Source organism: Lactobacillus delbrueckii subsp. jakobsenii ZN7a-9 = DSM 26046 (assembly GCF_001888925.1).
GTDB classification, from domain to species: domain Bacteria; phylum Bacillota; class Bacilli; order Lactobacillales; family Lactobacillaceae; genus Lactobacillus; species Lactobacillus delbrueckii.
This window is the reverse complement of sequence record NZ_CP018218.1, coordinates 504,753-521,522: the sequence shown is the minus strand read 5'-3', so window position 1 is coordinate 521,522 and position 16,770 is coordinate 504,753. Positions and strand designations below refer to the sequence as shown.

Sequence of the window (16,770 nt, the reverse complement as noted above, 5' to 3'; positions counted from 1 at the left end):
CAACGGCTTTGCCTTTTTGCTATCTTGAAGTCGCCTGCCATGGAATGGCACTGACCACGTATAAAATAACGCCGGCGATCACGAAGTCCAGGAAGACCCCGCTGGCGATTTCCAGCCAGTAGCCCAGGTCCGCCACGGTAATCACCGAAGTGTCCATAAAGATCGGCACCATGGCCAAGAGCCCGTAAACCAGGATGAACCAAAAAGCGGTCCACATCAGCCCGGCTGTCATGTCGTGAACCACTGCCCGCTTGGTGTGACTGGCAAAAGCCTCCCGCAAAATCGAGACTACGGCCACCAGACAGAGCAGGATCACCAGCAGGTTGACGATCCGGATGATCGTGATCAAGTTGGCCTCTAACATGACCGTGGCCAGGTCAAAGGCATTGCTGACGATGTAGACTGAAGAATCGCTCTGCTTCTTCAGCTTCTTGCGGATAGCGGTCACCTGGTCGGTATCCGTCTGCTCCTTCTTCAAGATCACGTCCTTGATGTCTTTAGCCAGGCCCAGATTGCTGGTATGGATAAAGTGCCAGCCATACTTGTAGTCGATGATCAAGTCGGCAACTTCCCTGGCCTGGTCATCAGAGATCAAGTTCTTTTCATCGCTGGACCCGTTGACGATTGTGGCCAGGCGGTTGAAGTGGCTGTTGACCTGCTGGCTGATCACGACCGTGTTGCTGTCGGTCTTGATAGTCTCCTTCATAAAAGCAGGATTCAGGAAAGTTCCCGTGGCCAGCAGCAAGCTGAGCAATAAGAAAGCTATAAAGGCCAAGGGACGCTTGTATTCTAACGCGTTGTCCACGATTTCATAGTTGTTCCTTCGTCTGTGCGTTCCGGAACTTTCTGCCATGCGCTTGCTCCTAACTGTAAATTACCTTGCCTTCGTCAAACATGGTGTCGATCGCGTGGTGGACCTCATCGATGTTGCTGTCGTCAATGATCCCGTGACCTTCTTCCAATACGGCGTCGATTTCCGCAGGATCCGCGTGCAAAAAGCCGTACATCAAGGAACTGGTTGAGTAGTCCGCCATTTGTTCGGCGTTAAGACCGTGCTTTTCCCGGTCACGATACAAACGGCCAACCCCCGTAATGATAAAGGCAATCCCGGTCCGGATTTCCTGGTAGTTGCTGTATTCGGAAAAAGCATTGTGGGACTTCATCCATTCGTCCAGCATCCGGCTCCAGTTGTCCAAAGAAGTCTGGTCAGTAAAGGCCTCCGTAATTACCCGGTCCAGGCCCTTGTCCGTCATCCCCAAAGTCGCGATCGTGTAGATTAAAGCGTCCACCCGGGTGAAGGGGTTCTTCTTTGGCGCGTGATAGTTTATTTCTACCTGGTCCCACATAGTATTGAACAGGTTTCTGACAATGTCAGTCATCAGTCTTGCCTTGTGGGGGTAGTAAGACTGTAGCAGAGACTTGGAAATTCCTGAGTTCTCCGCGATCATCTGCAAGGAAACATGGTCAAAGCCATTGGCTCTGATCAAACGGAAGGTGTTGTCCAAGATCTCCCGCCGTCTCTGCATGTTCTTTCTTCTTGCCATCGATCATCTCATCCTCTCTATAAAAGTTAATAAAATTATAGCAAGATTTCCTTGCCTAATTACAGCAATAACATTCGCTTTTACCCAAATCTGTTATTTTTTCTTGTTTTATTAAGTCACGTTCCCAAAAACAAAATAAATAAAAACAGGAGACCGCTAGCGGTCTCCCGGTTTATCGCGCCTTAGTCTTTGGTGAAGCGGTTTTGTTCATCAAAAATATCGTGAATTGAACGATCGTTGTAAATATGGTCAATCCCCTTGGCCAGCAAGCGGTCAACTGAGATCCGGACCATCCGGTCAGGATACTTTTCATGCTTGATGGTATCCGTAACCACAATTTGTTCCAACGGCAAGCCATTCACGATCTTGATCGCGTCTTGTGAAAGCAAGGCGTGAGTAGCAGCCGCGTAAACCTTGGTCGCGCCGGCAGCGAAGACTGACCGGGTTGATGAAGCCAGGCGGGTGCCAGTGTCGATCAAGTCGTCAACGATAATGCACTTCTTGCCCTTAACGTCACCGATCATGTCGTGGACGCTGTCATCGTAGCGGGCCCCGCGCTGGTCAACGATGGCGATCGGTGCGTTGAAGTGCTGGCCGAAGACCCGGGCCAACTTGGTCCCGCTGTGGTCTGGTGAAACAACGACCACGTCGTCGTCATCCTTAACCGCGATCCCGTTGTCCAGGAAGTATTGGGCCAAAAGCGGCATCGCGTGCAGGTGGTCAACCGGCACGTTGTAGAAGCCCTGGATTTGGGAAGCGTGCAAGTCGATGGTCAATACCCGGTCGATCCCAGTCAGCTGGAGCAGGTTGGCAATCAGCTTGGCCGTGATTGGTTCCCGGGACCGGGTCTTGGTGTCGGAACGAGAGTAGGCCAGGTACGGGATCACGCAGTTGACCGTGTGGGCTGAAGCCCGGTGGAGGGCATCCAGGACAATTTCCAGTTCCATGAAGTTTTCATTGACCGGATCTTGAATTGACTGGATGACGAAGACGTCACAGCCCCGGACGCTTTCTGCGATGTTGACCTGGATTTCACCGTCGCTGAAGTGGTGAACCGTCGTTTCGATCAAAGGAACGCCCAGCGTGCTGGCTACCTTTTCGTTCAATTGCGGATTGCCGCCGAGCCCGATCACCTTCATCGGGTTGAGCAACTTATGAATTTCTTCTTTTGTAATTGATGTCATCATGAACCCCTTAGAAACACTCTCATTAACAGAATCTATTGCATCTACAGTAACATTATAGCAAAGGTTCGGCTTTGATCAGCCCTTTTCTCATTATTCCTTGCAAAAATCTTTGATCAAGTCTAAAATCTTCAAGCTGTTTACCACGTAGGAATCGTGGGTCTGCCGCGGCATCAAGGCCAGGCGGCCATTTGGAATCAAACTGCTGTACCAGCGGACATGTTCGACTTTGACCCAGTCATTTTCCCCGACCACGCAGAGAACGGGAATCTGGATCTGCTCCAGGCTTTCCGGCTCCATGTAGGATTCGGTAAGTTCCAACCGGCTGTCGCGGTCAAAGCGGAGAAAGCGCCGGACCCCTTCAGTCAAGTAGTGGTACTTGTGGATCCCCCGGCCGTCGATGAAGACCCCGGCCACGACCGCCTTGCCCAGGATATCGGGCTGCTGGCTGGCCAGCATTAGGGTCACCAGACCGCCGGAGTCATAGCCAAAGACGTAAGGCTGCTCCAGGCCCAGCTCCTTGATGAAGACAGCTAGGTCTTCCACTTCAGTCTGGTAGTGCTCAGCCCCGTCGCCGCCGCTTAAGCCGTGCCCCCGCATGTCCAGGGTATAGACCGTGTAATACAGTGACAAAGGCGCGATCACCTTGCTGTACATTCCGCCGTCCAAGTGGTGGCCGTGCAGCAGGATGAGGGGGTGGCCCTGACCGAGCTTTTGGTAGTAAAGATCGACTCCATTAACTTTGATGATCATCTTTGATCCTTTCCCTTACATAACTGCCTTGGTATTCCTGGGTTTGCGGCCGCTTGCTGAGAGCTTTCTGCCGCAAGTGAGAAAAAATGCTCTTGTAAATCGAAATATTGGCCCCCACGATGCTCCAGAAGTGGTCCCAGCTGACCGTGTGCACCGCGCTGTCGGTTCTTTGCCAGTAGTGGTAGAGCGGCACGGAGCTGTAGTAGCAGCCTTCCGTCTGCATCAGATAGTCAATATTGAAAACCTGGTCTTCCATCAAGTCCAGGTCCTCGTTAAAACGCAGGTGCAAGCAGCGGACCAGCTGGGTCTTGTAGCACTTGTTCCAAGTATAGCCCTTAACCGGCGAATGGGCACTGCCCAAGACCTTTAACACGGCCTCAAACCGGGTCAATTCCCCCTCAACCGGTTTAGTAATCGGCACGGACGGCTTCCCTGCCTGGTCGACATAATAGCCGCAGGTTACCATGTCATCGTCCGGGTGGCGGTCAAAAGCCTTGATAAAGTAGTCCGTGTAGTCTGGCTCAACCCAGTCGTCTCCATCGTGAAAAATAAAATACGGCGTGTCAACCATCTCCAGGCCTAAGTTCCGGGCAGCGGCCACCCCTTCATTGGCCTTACTGACCAGGTCGAAGGCTTGGAAGCGGTCCTGGTAGCTGGCCGCGATTTCCGCGGTTGAGTCAGTCGAGCCGTCGTCAATGACCAGCAGCTTGAACTGCTGGTTCTTCTGCTCAAGCAAATAGTCCAAGGCTCTGGCCAGATATTTCTCTTGGTTGTAAACAGTCATGATGACCGTCAGCTTCAAGTCGGTATTCGCTCGCAAAGCCGCATCCCCCCTCTCCAAATCTATCTTTTTCATTATATCATCTTCGCCAGTAATCTGCCGCCAGCCGGGGCCTGCTTAAATTTTTGCTAAGGGAGATACCCCCAAAACAAACTCTAGTATAATTATAGGCGGAGCATGAAAACAGAAAGCAAGGAGACTTATCAAAATGAACACGAAAATCAAGAAAATCATTACGGCCTGCGCCCTCTTCCTGGGCCTGGGCTTGACGGCTGGCGGGGTCTCTGCCGCCGAAGACACCACCCCGGTTATTACCCTGGGGACCTCATTAACTGCCAGCCAGAAGCAAGGCACCCTGGACGTTTTAAAGAGGGCCCTCAGCGACTCCAGCAGCTACAACACCTTGACAGTAACGGGCAGCGACCTGGTTACCTACCTGAACCCGTCCGGCAGCTCCTTTACCTCTTCTTCCGGGGTCTGGTCCAGTGCTGCCATTGAAAAAAACAGCTCCGGCAGCGGGATCAACGTCCGCATCCTCAACTACAACGGGCAAAACAACATCACTACCATCACCGCCAACCAGTACCGAAACGCGGCGGTAACGGCCGGGATCACTGACGCCAACATCTACGTCACTTCCGCGATCCCGATCGATGGTTCCGGCGCTCTGGCCGGGATCTACAAGGCCTATGCCAAGAGCGGGGAGAAGCTGAACCAGAAGCAGATCACCGCGGCCCAGGACGAATTGAACACCTTAAGCGGGATCACCAAGGAAAACAAGGGCAAGGAGGGCTACTCTGACGCCCAGCTCAATAATGCCGTAGCCGGGGCCAAGAAGGAAATGGCCCAAAAAGGCTCAAACATCACCAAGAACCAGATCATCACGATCGTCAACAACCAGATCGAAAACAACAATCTGACCAACGTGCTCACCAACGAACAGAAGCAGCAGATCGTCAACATCCTGGTTGAGATCCGGGACTCCGGCGCCCTTAACTCCTCTTCTTTCAAGCAGCAGGCCAGCCAGGCCATGAGCGCCATCCAGAAGAGCGCCAAGGGGATCTTTGCCAAGCTGAACACCAGCGAAAACCGCAACGCCCTGCAGAAGCTCTGGGACGCCATCGTCAACTTCTTTACCAGCCTCTTCTCCAGTTTTAGCAAGTAATGAAGCAATTGAAGCTGGACGATATCTGAAAAATCAAATATTCATGCAAAAAGCCCGCGCCAAGCGCGGGCTTTTTCTGTCTCTGCCTTACATCTGGTCCATATACTTGTTGAGCAGGCCGTCGACAAAGTTGTTACCGGCACTGTTGGCGTGCCCCTTGACCCATTCAAATTCCGGCTGGGCAAACTTGGCTATTTCCTTGGCAATCTCCTGCCAGAGCTCGCGGTTGGCAACGGGTGACCCGTCCGCCTTCTTCCAGCCCCGTCTCTGCCAGCCCTTGATCCAGGCCGGACCCTGGTCATTGTCGCTGACGGCCTTGATGACATACTGGGAGTCCAAAGAGAACAAGAGGGGCTGATCATTTAAGCCCAGTTCTTCCAGCTTCTTCAGGCTTTCCAAAAAAGCGGTCATTTCCATTTCGTTGTTGGTGGCCCCAAAACGGCCGCCGCTGGCGGACAGCTTCTGGCCGCCGTATTCGATCAAATAAGCCCAGGCTGCCTTGTCGTCTGCCTGCACGTGCCCGCCCTTGTGGGTCCCATTGTTCCGGCAGCCCCCGTCGGTAAAAATGTGGGCGGCATACTTCGAACTTGCCGCAAATTCTTTTTTATTTTCAGCCTGCTTTTTCTTGCTTCCGCCCTGTCTGACCTTGGCGATCGCGGCCTGCAGATTGTCCTCTGCCCCCTGCAAGGCCTTGAGGGCATCTTCCGGGTCCATCTGCTGATAGTCCAGGGCCTCCATTATATTGCTGAAGGACTTGTATTCTGCCCCGGGAAAGCCCTTGACCTGCTCTTCGGCCTCAGGCCAGCTGTGGTAGATTCCTGGCCGGTAGCCTTTTTTAACAACATAAACTTTCATCTACTCCCTCTCTTCTGCTTAAAATGGTATGATGTTTACAAAGCAATTGTATCAGAGAAAGGAGGGGCGACTGTGCTCTTTTTTAATTCTAAAAAGTATGCTGAAGAAACTGAAAAAAAGCGCGGCAAAAATCTCGATCCCCGGGACCACTCCCTGGCCATGATGTTCTTCTTGGGCATTCTGGCAACCTTTCCGCCTTTCCGGATCTTTCTGAAGCTGCGGGGCAAGCGGGTCAGCGACCTGGCTGAAAACCAGGCCAGCGGCTCTGACCAGGTTCCGATCATCTACGTCCATGGCTTCCGCGGCGGGGACTACACCACCAGGGTGATGGTTGAAGACGCCCTCAAGCAAAAAGGGGACGCCCGCTTTTTGAAAGTCGAGGCTGACTTAACCGGCCGGATCAAGCTGACCGGATGCTATACCGGCGACAAGCAGCCCATCATCCAGCTGGCCTTCAAGGACCGGATTGCCGGCTACCAGGCCATCAACTACTATCTCAGCTTCATCCTGCCTTTTCTGAGCAAAAAATACGTCTTTACGCGCTACAGCGCCGTGGCCCACTCCCTGGGCTCGCCCTGCGTGGTCGCTACAGAAATGCGCTATGCCAAGCGGAAAAACTTCCCCCACCTGGACAGCTGCGCTTTGATCGCCGGCCCCTTCAACGGAGTCATGTACCTGGGCGACATCCCCAATGTCAACCGCCTGACGGAAAGTGGCCGGCCCAGCATGATGACCCCGCACTATTCCTACATGCTCCGCCACCGGCGGGACTTCAGCCCCAGCATCCGGGTTTTGAACATCTACGGCAACGTCCTGGACACGACCAATTCCGACCGCTTTATCTCCGTGGTTTCCGCCAAAAGCATCCGCTATATCCTGGCCCCGGACGCGGTCTACTACCAGGAAGTCGAGGTCCGCGGCGACAACGCCGAGCACTCGCAGATGCATGACGATCCTTTCGTCATCGGCATCCTGAACCGTTTTTTAGGCTTAGATAAAATCAAGAAAGGACTTTAAAGTGACTGCCATCTCTTGGATCGATATTTGGCACATCATCTTCTTCGCCAACGCCATCCTGGCCCTCTGGACCGTCTTCCACAGAAAGCGGTCCGTGGCCGCCTCCTGGGCCTGGCTGATCGTCTTGATCATCCTGCCCGTAGTCGGCTTCATCATCTACGTCTTCGTCGGCCGGGGGATTTCCCAGGAAAACCTTTTTGCCATCAACCGGCAAAAGCACATCGGCCTCTCCAACGTGCAAAAAATGATCACCGAGGCCCCGGCTAAAATTGACCAAAACGACACCTCCCCCAGCGCCCACATCTTGATCAAGTACCTGGACAAGGACCAGGAGTCGCCCATTACCAAAAACAACAAGCTTAAGCTTTACACCGACGGGCATGACAAGTTCCGGGACCTTTTCGCCGATATCCGCCAGGCCAAGTCCAGCATCAACGTCGAATACTACACTATCTATAACGACGCCATCGGCAACGAATTCCTCAAGCTTTTGATCCAAAAAGCCAAGGAGGGGGTCCAGGTCCGGGTCCTCTACGATGCCTGGGGGTCATTCGGAGCCTCCAAGAGCTGGTTCAACCAGCTGACTGAAGCCGGCGGCGACGTTTTGCCCTTCATCACCTCAAGAAACATGATTTCCCGGAACCGGATCAACTACCACCTCCACCGGAAGATCGTGGTCATCGACGGGGTTACCTCCTGGACCGGAGGCTTCAATGTCGGCGACCAGTACCTGGGCAGGAAGAAAAAATTCGGCTACTGGCGGGACACCCACCTCCGCCTGGTCGGGTCAGCCTCCCTGCTTTTGCAGGAAAGATTCGTGATGGACTGGAACGCTTCCGCCGTCAAGGAAGAAGAACTGATCAGCTTTGACGAAAAGCTATTTCCTGACCTGGATGAAAACGACATCTCCAAGGGCGACATGGCCGTACAGGTTGTTTCTGACGGCCCCGACAACGACGAGCCTTACATGCGAAACGGCCTGGTCCGCTTGATGATGCTAGCCAGAAAGCGGGTCTGGATCCAGACTCCTTACTTGATTCCAGATGAGGCCATGATTGCCGCCTGGCAGATCCTGGCCAGCTCGGGGGTTGACCTGCGGATCATGATCCCCTGCATGCCGGACCACCCCTTCATCTACCGGGCAACCCAGTGGTACGCCAACCAGCTGGTCAAGATCGGGGTCAAGGTCTACGCCTACAACAACGGCTTCATGCACGCCAAGACCATTATCGTCGACGACAAGTACGCGACTGTCGGCAGCGTCAACCAGGACTACCGGTCTTATGACTTGAACTTTGAAGATAATGTCTTCGTCTACGACCGGGCCTTTAACAAGGAGATGTCCGACCAGTTTGAAAAGGACATGGAGCAGTCGACCCTCCTCACGCCGGAGATGATCAAGAAGCAGTCACGCTGGCTGCGGTTCCTGCAGAACTTCTCCCGCCTCCTGTCCCCGATTTTGTAAAAAACAAGAAAACAGAAATTTAGGGCAGATAAAAATGGATTAGTCACTCGACTAACCCATTTTTCTTACGTCAATATTTACCCCGCGTTCCAGGCGCTGCGTCAAGAAGGAGGCCACATCGCTGGCCTGCTTGTTGAAGCGGAGGTAGTAGATCTGGTGGCGGCTGGTTTCCAGGGCCACGATCGACAGGTCGCCCACTTCCGGCGGCGCCGCGGTCAGGATCACCTGGCTGATTTCGCTGTATTTCAAAGTCCGGCGGAAGTAGCCGCTCAAAACCACCCGCTTGTCAGCAAAGCCCGACGTGGCTTCCAAAATCCCCGTCAAAATGAAGAGGGCCGTGAAGACGATGAAGCCGGGAGTTCCCAGGTCCAGGTAGCCCCAGCTGGCCCCCAGCCAGACCAATAGGATCGGCATGACCACCGCCGTCATCCGCCAGCGGGCCCGCAGGATCACCGTGGCCTGGCTGTACCAGCTGTAGCCGGCATAGGCCGCCAGCAGAGTGTCGGCGACCAAGTAAAATAACGTGTCCATGGATTACCTCAAATATAATATCTTCTGCAACTAGTAGCTTAATTATAGCAAACCAAGCGCTTATAATGAAATCAAAAGGTATCAGCCGTTTTTTAAGAAAGAGGTAAAAAATGGACCAAGCAAAACTTGCGGAATTTAAAGCAGACTTAAAAAAGGCCAAGCACCCTGTCTTTTTGACCGGGGCAGGCGTGTCAACCCACTCCGGCATCCCCGACTACCGGTCTAAGACTGGCATCTACAACGGGGTCAGTGAGCCCCCGGAAGTCATCTTGAGCGAGGAGACCCTTTATGACCGGCCTCAGCTTTTTTATGACTTCGTCATGCAAAACATGTACTTCCCGGACGCCAAGCCAAATCTGATCCACGAAAAGATCGCGGCCATCTGCAATGAAAAAGGGGCCCTCATCACCCAGAACATCGACACCCTGGACCGGCAGGCCGGCAACCAGCACGTGACCGAATTTCACGGCAACCTCTACGACATCTACTGCTCCAAGTGCAAGCAAAAGGTCAGCTATGAGGACTACGCCAAGGGCTACAAGCACGAGTGCGGCGGGATCATCCGGCCCGGCATCGTCCTTTACGGTGAAGGCATCAACCCGGCCAATGTCAACCAGTCCATCCTGGAAATGCGGCAAAGCGACCTGGTCGTGATCGTCGGCACCAGCTTAGTTGTCTACCCCTTCGCCGGTCTCTTAGGCTACGCGGCAAAAGATGCCAAAATCTGGGCCGTCAACTTGACTGAGATCCCGGCACAAGGCATCAAGCAGCTGACCGGTGACGCCTTGGAGGTCTTTAAGGAAGTTTAGCTAGGGCTTCCTCAGCTGCCTCCTTTAAAACTACGGCCTGGTTGTGTTCTTCATCTTTAGCCCCGTACAAAAAGAGGACGTCCCCTTTTTGCAAAAGCTCTTGCAAATGCTCCACGAAAGGCGGCCATTCCGGATTGTCTGCCAATTCTTCCAGGTAATCTTGGCGGAAGTCCGTGTACCGGGCCGGGTCATGCTTAAACCAGGTCCGCAAGTCCCGGCTGGGAGCCAGCTCTTTCTTCCACTCGTCTAAATTGGCGGCTTCCTTTTTGATTCCCCGGGGCCAGAGCCGGTCGACTAAGATCCGGTAGCCGGCGGGCTGCTCTTTGGCGTAGATACGGACAGTTTTGATCGTTGACATAGGCGCACGCTTTCTCTTAAAAACAGTTTTTATTACAGCTTTTACTACATTCCCTATTTTAGTTAGAAAGATTAATTAAGCAATGGACTACAGGAATTTTTTCACCGGCCGGCCCACCAGCGAGATATGCCGGGATTTGATCGGCCGCCCCTTTTATTATCAAGCCGGCAGAAAAAAAATTGGCGGCTATATCGTTGAGGCCGAAGCCTACCTGGGCATATACGACCGGGCCGCCCACTCCTACGGGGGCAGAAGAAGCCAGGCTAACGAGGGCCTGTGGCGGGCCGGCGGGACCATCTACATCTACTCCCAGCGGCAGTACGTCTTTTTTGACATCGCCTGCCAGGAAGAAGGCAACCCCCAAGGGGTCTTAATCCGGGCCATTGAGCCGGTCTGGGGCCTAGACCAAATGCTTAAAAACCGGGGTGGCAAAGACGGGGTCCTTTTGACCAATGGACCGGCCAAATTAATGCAGGCCATGGGGATCAAGTCAAGAAACTGGGACCTGGCCCCTTTGGCGGACTCCCCTTTCGTTATTGACTTGACTGAGAAAAAGCCGGCTAAAGAAATCATTGCTTCGCCCAGAATCGGGATCGTCCAGGCTGACCCGGCCTGGGCCCAGGCGCCTCTGCGCTATTATGTGGCCGGCAACCCCTACGTCTCTGGCATGAAGAAAAGGGACTGGGTGGATGATCACGGCTGGCTGTAAATAAGAAAAGGGCAATCACAAAAATTCAGAAAACTAATTTTTTCTTGACTTTTTCTTAAAAGTAATTTAGCCTAAATGTAGTTAAAAATTATCCAATACAATAGAGGTCGCGATCGTTCACAAACACAAGGGGAGCTCACTGACAGTGTTGAGCCTTGTTATTAAGGGATATCGCCGAAATCAGCAGTGGGGTCGTGCGCGCTGTTGGTTGGGCTGCAGGAGAAGATTCTGCAGACTGTCCTAGTTTTCTAGGGAGCGCTATAATTTTTGGTAGTCATACTGAATTTTACAGAATCAAAGTAAGCCTCATTGTATACCGCAATGGGGCTTTTTTGCCGCTTTTTGCCGCTTTTTATTGTATTTCATAACTACTAAAAACATATCGGAGGTTTATTCAGATGAAGAAGCACAGCAGCTGGATTAGCGCCTTAATGGCGGCGGTCATGACGCTTGTCTTAGCTGTCAGTTGGAGCCAGCCGGCGCAAGCCAGTGGCACCTTGAAGATTGGTATGGAAGCCAACTACGCTCCATACAACTGGACCCAGACCACGTCCGCCAACGGCGCGGTCAAGATCGACGGGACCAGCTCTTACGCCAATGGTTACGACGTCAAGATCGCCAAGATCATCGCTAAGAAGCTGGGCAAGAAGGTTATCGTGGAAAAGACCCAGTGGGACGGGCTTTTGCCAGCACTGACCAGTGGCAAGATCAACTTGATCATTGCCGGGATGAGCCCGACGGCGGAAAGACGGAAGGCCATCAACTTTACCAGCCCATACCGGACCACCAACTTCGTGGTCATCGTCAACAAGCAGAGCAAGTACGCCAAGGCCAAGTACCTAACTAACTTCAAGGGGGCCAAGCTGACTGCCCAGCAAGGGACCCTGCACTACGACCTGATCAAGCAGCTGCCAGGGGCCAAGCGGGAACCAGCCTCCAAGGACTTTGCCGCCATGCGGGAATCCCTGGAAGCCGGCACGATCGACGGCTACGTGGCTGAAGACACGGAACTGACTTCCTTCCAGATGATGGACTCCAACATTACCGGGGTCAACCTGTCTAAGATGAAGGGCTTCAAGGTCTCCTCTTCTGACGCGGAAGTTTCCATTGGGGTTAAGAAAGGCAACGACCAGCTGCTCAGCCAGGTTAACAAGGTTTTGGCCGGCATTTCCACTTCAGAAAGAAACAAGCTGATGAAGGAAGCCGTGCAGCAGCAGCCCCAGACCAGCACCAAGAAGGAAAACTGGCTGGTTTCCATGCTGAAGAACTACGGGCAGATGATCCTGGAAGGGATCGGGATGACTCTATTGATCTCCCTGGTCGGCACCATCGCCGGTTTCTTCATCGGTTTGCTGGTCGGCATCGTCCGGACTATTCCAGAACCAAAGAACAAGTTCAAGAAGGGCCTGTTAGCCTTCTGCAAGTGGCTCTTGTCCGTCTACGTTGAAATCTTCCGTGGCACGCCAATGATGGTACAAGCCGCGGTTATCTACTACGGGATCGCCCAGTTCTGGCACATCAACCTAAACAGAACGGTTGCCGCTTTGATCATCGTCTCCATCAACACCGGGGCCTACCTGGCCGAAGTTATCCGCGGGGGGATCATCTCCACGCCGAAGGGGCAGTTTGAAGCCGCCAGTGCTTTGGGGATGACCCACAACCAGAGAATGTGGAACATCATCCTGCCACAAGCTATCCGGAACTGCCTGCCGTCAATCACCAACGAATTTATCGTCAACATCAAGGACACTTCCGTATTGAGCATCATCTCAGTATCAGAACTGTTCTTCGTTGGTTCAACGATTGCCAGCCAGAGCTTCCAGTTCTTCCAAACCTACCTGGTCATCTCGGTCATCTACCTCTTCTTGACCTTTACGATCACCCGGATCTTCAACTTGATTGAAAAGCACATCGAAGGTCCTGAAAACTACAACATGATGGCCAAGCAAGTTCATGTCGGCAAGCAGGAAGGAGATAAGTAAAAAATGGCTGATTACAAGGATAATGAAATTATTTTAAACGTTCAGCACCTGCAAAAGGCTTACGGTGAACACCAAGTTTTGAAGGATATTTCCTTTGAAGTCCACAAGGGCGAGGTTATGACGGTCATCGGTCCTTCCGGTGGCGGTAAGTCAACCATGCTCCGCTGCATCAACTTGCTGGAAGATACAACTGACGGGGAAATTCTTTTCCATGACCAGAACATCCTGGATGAAAACTACAACATCCCCCGCTACCGGTCCAAGGTCGGCATGGTTTTTCAGCAGTTTGAGCTTTTTGAAAACAAGAACGTCTTGCAAAACTGCATGATCGGCCAGGAACTGGTCCTGAAGCGGTCAAAGGCAGAAGCCAAGAAGATTGCCCTGGAGAACCTGAAGACCGTTGGGATGGATCCCTACGTCGACGCTAAGCCCCGTCAATTGTCCGGTGGGCAGAAGCAGAGAGTAGCGATTGCCAGAGCCATCTCCATGAACCCGGAAATCCTCCTCTTCGACGAACCGACCAGTGCCCTTGACCCAGAAATGGTCGGGGAAGTTTTGGAAACCATGAAGAAGCTGGCCAAGACTGGTTTGACCATGATCGTGGTTACCCACGAAATGGCCTTCGCCAAGGAAGTTTCCGACCAGGTGCTCTTCATGAGCGACGGTTACGTGGCTGAGCAAGGCAGCCCGGATGAAATCTTCAACCATCCGCAAAGCGAAAAGACCCAGAAGTTCTTAGCCAACTTCCGTGGCCCGCAAATTTAATTACACGCAAAAAGCAGCCTCACGGCTGCTTTTTTTCTGTTTGCGATTTAGTTGTTTACCCCGCGATTAGTAAGCATGAACAGGTCAAAAATAATTGTCCATGTTTGCTGACTATCGTAAACCTGCATAGTCAGTTACGAGGCCAAGCCCAGACAAGCTAACTCATTAATGATCAGCTGCAAAAACCAGACAACCGAAATATTATAGAGCCATTATAGCCAGGCAAAAGAAGACAGCGCCAGCCGGCTGGCTGACGCTGCTTAAACTGTTTGATATCGATGGGAAATTTTTAGCCTAAAACACGAACGGCAAAGCTTGGCGTGTATGATGACACGCTGCCAGTCATCACGTTTTGGCCTGGGGCTGGAGCCATGACGTATTGGCCGCCGCCCAAGGCGATGGCTACGTGGTAGGCTGAGCCGTATGAACCCCAGAAGTAGAGGTCACCAGCTTGGGCGCTGGCCACGCTGATCTTAGTGCCGGCGTATTGCTGGGTGTAAGTAGTCCGGCCCAGGTTGATGCCGAAGTGGCTGTAAACGTATTGTACCAAGCCGGAGCAGTCAAAGCCGCTTGGCGTGGTCCCGCCCCAAACGTAAGGCACACCCAGGAAGGTCAACGCGTATGAAGTAATCGCGCTGGCACTGGCTGAGGCAGTTGTAGTTGCAGTTGAGGTTGAAGCAGTTGGTGCCTGGCTGACTGCTTGACTACTGCTTGCTGCAGTGTTAGTGCTTGAAGTAGTGTTAGCATTTGATGCTGCAGTATTAGTGTTGGTCGTAGTGGACGCACTGCTGTTAGATGCAGTTGACTGGCTTTGAGTGTTGGCACTAGTGCTGGTGTTGGAATTGCTGCTAGTGTTAGTAGTAGTGCTCTTCTTGGCCTTTGGCGCCTGGCTAGAAGCAGTCGTGCTGGTTGATGAAGCAGTGTTAGTGCTTGCTGCAGTTGAGCTTGAGCCAGTAGTTACGCCGTTTACCCCGTAAGTAGTCATGCCAGCCCGCAAGTTTAAACTTTGGCCGATCAAGATGGTGCTGCTTGACAAGTTGTTAGCCTTCATCAAAGCACTTACTGAAACGCCGTACTTCTTAGCCAAACTCCACAAAGTGTCACCCTTTACGACTGTGTGGGTCGTTGAAGTAGTGTCAACGGTACTGGTTGAAGTGCTAGTCTTAGCAGTCTTGGTTGCCTCGGTTGACTTAGTTGGGATTTGCAGCTTCTGGCCCACGTAGATCAAGTGGCCGGAAACGCCGTTAGCCTTCTTCAAGTCGCTTACTGAAACGCCGTACTTCTTTGACAGGCCCCACAGAGTATCGTTCTTAACAACAGTGTAGCTGTCAGCCAAAGCGCTGGCCCCAGTAGTTAAAAGGGCGCCAGATGCACTCAGAGTTGCCAAAGCAGTCATCAACAAGTTCTTTTTCTTCATAAAACGTCTTTTCTCCTTTAACATGTGGTTTGATTTTACAACAATCTATAGTATAACTTTCAATTGTTACAGGAATGTAGCAGTCTGATTACAAAACGAAAAAGCGCTGCAAGTTGTTCTGTAGCGCTTTTTAAAGCTTTTTAAGCCTGTACATTCTGGAGACTTTTTCTGTACCTGGTCTAACTTTTAATACTCGCTCCATAAGCTTTAAATTATCAAAGCTAGATGATTTCCTTGTCCTGCTGGGCCAGGTAGAGCTTCCAGCCCAACTTGAAGTGGTCCTCGCGCAAGCGGCGGGCCGCGTCATAGTCACTCTCTAAACTGTCGATGGCATCCCGCAGGCGCTTGTTTTCCTTGCGGATGGCGTCCAGTTCCGGGTCATTCACCACGCCCTTTAAATGAACCTTGGCGGCCAGCATGTTCCGCCGGTCTTGGAATTCTTTTTCCAAGGGGCCCAGGGCGTTCTCGTACTTGACCAGCTTTTTGTTTAAAGGCTGCAATTCCTCGTTGAGCTTGACGAAAAGGTCATAAGGCATATTAGACTTGATCCGGTTACACTCGCTGCAGGACAAAATCAGATTGTCCAGGCTGTTATCGTGCGAGATGGAGACGGGGTCCTTGTGGTCCACGCTCCGCCCCCGCCGGCCGCAGTACTGGCAGCGGTACTTGTACTTGGCTCTGATCCGCTCCCGGTCTATATAGTCAACCTCGTTTAACTGAAAGTCAACGCTGAGGCCTAAGGCCTGGAGTTTTTCCGCGAAAGGGAGTTTTCCTGGCAGAAAGAAGCTGGGATCATCCTCAGCCTTTATCACGGCCTGGTTGAAGTCTGCTCTGGGCAGCTGCTGCCTGGCCAGGACATTTCCATCATAGTCCTGCATGAGGGCCTCGTAGGACCGGCGGATTTTTAAGTCCGGCAGGGAAAAGTCCCCGCTTGCTTCCCCGTCCTTGCCCACAAAGGCATAAAGGAGGTTGGCCGCGAACAGCTTGACCACAGGATTGGGATAAGCTGCCGGATCCAGCCCCCGCTGCCGGCAGATGTCACACAGGCTGGCCAAGCGGTCATTGACCAGGCCAGGCAGCTTGAAATGCAGGGATTCCAGTCTTAAACCGCAGCTGCTGCACTGAAACTTCATTTTTGCCTCCTTGTTTTCTTTCTTACTCGTCTCTTAGCTTTTTCCTATCATAAGGCAAAAAGCAAGCGAAAAAAAGACCCTGGCCAAAAGCCAGAGTCTTTATTGTCTGTTTAAAAACAAATTACTTGTTTTCGTCCTTAGCTGCTTGGTTCAGGAAGCTGATTATAGCAGCGGCATGAGCAACGCGTTCCTTAGCATTAGAAGCGTTACGTGGACGACGGTGTGGGTTGATACCCGTGTGGATATTTCTTGACATGTCTCTTCATCCTTTCATCGATTTTCGAAAATCAGTAGTCATTATA

The 16,770-nt window shown here is 52.4% G+C and carries 18 protein-coding genes and 1 riboswitch; of the genes, 7 read left to right on the top strand and 11 right to left on the bottom strand.

Going from position 1 to position 16,770, the window contains the following annotated elements:
• Positions 1 to 19 precede the first annotated feature (19 nt).
• The 5 genes from LJ046_RS02775 to LJ046_RS02755 all read right to left on the bottom strand — a co-directional run bounded on the left by LJ046_RS02775 (position 20) and on the right by LJ046_RS02755 (position 4,337).
• Complete coding sequence (locus LJ046_RS02775; RefSeq protein ID WP_002877793.1) at positions 20 to 853, bottom strand: hypothetical protein; 834 nt, start codon at positions 851 to 853, stop codon at positions 20 to 22.
• A gap of 10 nt (positions 854 to 863) precedes the next feature.
• Positions 864 to 1,544, bottom strand: coding sequence for a TetR/AcrR family transcriptional regulator (locus LJ046_RS02770; protein WP_002877792.1), 681 nt, complete (start codon positions 1,542 to 1,544; stop codon positions 864 to 866).
• Positions 1,545 to 1,726: 182 nt separating this feature from the next.
• Positions 1,727 to 2,728: a ribose-phosphate diphosphokinase gene (locus LJ046_RS02765; RefSeq protein ID WP_174269723.1), complete on the bottom strand. Its 1,002-nt coding sequence runs from the start codon at positions 2,726 to 2,728 to the stop codon at positions 1,727 to 1,729.
• 93 nt (positions 2,729 to 2,821) lie between these two features.
• Positions 2,822 to 3,481 (bottom strand): alpha/beta fold hydrolase, encoded by a 660-nt coding sequence (locus LJ046_RS02760; RefSeq protein WP_002877787.1) that lies wholly within the window; start codon positions 3,479 to 3,481, stop codon positions 2,822 to 2,824.
• A complete protein-coding gene (locus LJ046_RS02755) occupies positions 3,465 to 4,337 on the bottom strand; it encodes a glycosyltransferase family 2 protein (RefSeq protein WP_052001642.1) in 873 nt (290 codons plus the stop codon). Before LJ046_RS02755 ends, LJ046_RS02760 begins: the two co-directional genes overlap by 17 nt.
• A 133-nt stretch (positions 4,338 to 4,470) precedes the next feature.
• On the opposite strand from LJ046_RS02755, the gene LJ046_RS02750 reads away from it, so the two are divergent.
• The gene (locus LJ046_RS02750) at positions 4,471 to 5,427 is read left to right on the top strand and encodes a DUF1002 domain-containing protein (protein ID WP_002877784.1); all 957 of its coding nucleotides are present in this window, start codon (positions 4,471 to 4,473) and stop codon (positions 5,425 to 5,427) included.
• Between the two features lie 87 nt (positions 5,428 to 5,514).
• On the opposite strand, the gene LJ046_RS02745 is transcribed toward LJ046_RS02750, so the two are convergent.
• On the bottom strand, positions 5,515 to 6,282 hold the full coding sequence (locus LJ046_RS02745; protein WP_002877782.1) for a ribonuclease H family protein: 768 nt from the start codon (positions 6,280 to 6,282) through the stop codon (positions 5,515 to 5,517).
• A gap of 72 nt (positions 6,283 to 6,354) precedes the next feature.
• Between LJ046_RS02745 and LJ046_RS02740 the strand changes: the two genes are divergently transcribed.
• On the top strand, positions 6,355 to 7,299 hold the full coding sequence (locus LJ046_RS02740; protein ID WP_002877779.1) for an alpha/beta hydrolase: 945 nt from the start codon (positions 6,355 to 6,357) through the stop codon (positions 7,297 to 7,299).
• A gap of 1 nt (position 7,300) precedes the next feature.
• On the top strand, positions 7,301 to 8,764 hold the full coding sequence (cls, locus tag LJ046_RS02735) for a cardiolipin synthase (RefSeq protein ID WP_002877778.1): 1,464 nt from the start codon (positions 7,301 to 7,303) through the stop codon (positions 8,762 to 8,764).
• 51 nt (positions 8,765 to 8,815) lie between these two features.
• On the opposite strand, the gene LJ046_RS02730 is transcribed toward cls, so the two are convergent.
• Positions 8,816 to 9,295, bottom strand: coding sequence for a hypothetical protein (locus tag LJ046_RS02730; RefSeq protein ID WP_002877776.1), 480 nt, complete (start codon positions 9,293 to 9,295; stop codon positions 8,816 to 8,818).
• Between the two features lie 110 nt (positions 9,296 to 9,405).
• On the opposite strand from LJ046_RS02730, the gene LJ046_RS02725 reads away from it, so the two are divergent.
• On the top strand, positions 9,406 to 10,104 hold the full coding sequence (locus LJ046_RS02725; RefSeq protein ID WP_002877771.1) for an NAD-dependent protein deacylase: 699 nt from the start codon (positions 9,406 to 9,408) through the stop codon (positions 10,102 to 10,104).
• On the opposite strand, the gene LJ046_RS02720 is transcribed toward LJ046_RS02725, so the two are convergent.
• Positions 10,091 to 10,462, bottom strand: coding sequence for a DUF488 domain-containing protein (locus LJ046_RS02720; RefSeq protein WP_002877770.1), 372 nt, complete (start codon positions 10,460 to 10,462; stop codon positions 10,091 to 10,093). The two genes, LJ046_RS02725 and LJ046_RS02720, sit on opposite strands and share 14 nt — an antisense overlap.
• Before the next feature lie 82 nt (positions 10,463 to 10,544).
• On the opposite strand from LJ046_RS02720, the gene LJ046_RS02715 reads away from it, so the two are divergent.
• From LJ046_RS02715 to LJ046_RS02705, 3 genes are all read left to right on the top strand, one after another.
• Positions 10,545 to 11,171: a DNA-3-methyladenine glycosylase gene (locus LJ046_RS02715; RefSeq protein ID WP_002877767.1), complete on the top strand. Its 627-nt coding sequence runs from the start codon at positions 10,545 to 10,547 to the stop codon at positions 11,169 to 11,171.
• A 93-nt stretch (positions 11,172 to 11,264) separates the two neighbouring features.
• A riboswitch (Lysine riboswitch) is annotated at positions 11,265 to 11,440 on the top strand.
• A 129-nt stretch (positions 11,441 to 11,569) separates the two neighbouring features.
• Complete coding sequence (locus LJ046_RS02710; RefSeq protein WP_002877764.1) at positions 11,570 to 13,153, top strand: ABC transporter substrate-binding protein/permease; 1,584 nt, start codon at positions 11,570 to 11,572, stop codon at positions 13,151 to 13,153.
• A 3-nt stretch (positions 13,154 to 13,156) separates the two neighbouring features.
• Positions 13,157 to 13,918, top strand: a complete 762-nt coding sequence (locus LJ046_RS02705; protein WP_002877762.1) for an amino acid ABC transporter ATP-binding protein — start codon at positions 13,157 to 13,159, stop codon at positions 13,916 to 13,918.
• 289 nt (positions 13,919 to 14,207) lie between these two features.
• Here the strand turns inward: LJ046_RS02705 and LJ046_RS02700 are convergent, their stop codons facing one another.
• The 3 genes from LJ046_RS02700 to LJ046_RS10575 form a co-directional block, all read right to left on the bottom strand.
• Entirely contained in the window at positions 14,208 to 15,335 is a 1,128-nt protein-coding gene (locus LJ046_RS02700) for a C40 family peptidase (RefSeq protein WP_002877756.1), read from the bottom strand.
• A 221-nt stretch (positions 15,336 to 15,556) separates the two neighbouring features.
• Positions 15,557 to 16,468, bottom strand: a complete 912-nt coding sequence (locus LJ046_RS02695) for an HNH endonuclease (protein ID WP_002877755.1) — start codon at positions 16,466 to 16,468, stop codon at positions 15,557 to 15,559.
• A gap of 121 nt (positions 16,469 to 16,589) precedes the next feature.
• Positions 16,590 to 16,724, bottom strand: a complete 135-nt coding sequence (locus tag LJ046_RS10575; RefSeq protein ID WP_003616231.1) for a hypothetical protein — start codon at positions 16,722 to 16,724, stop codon at positions 16,590 to 16,592.
• Positions 16,725 to 16,770: the final 46 nt, after the last annotated feature.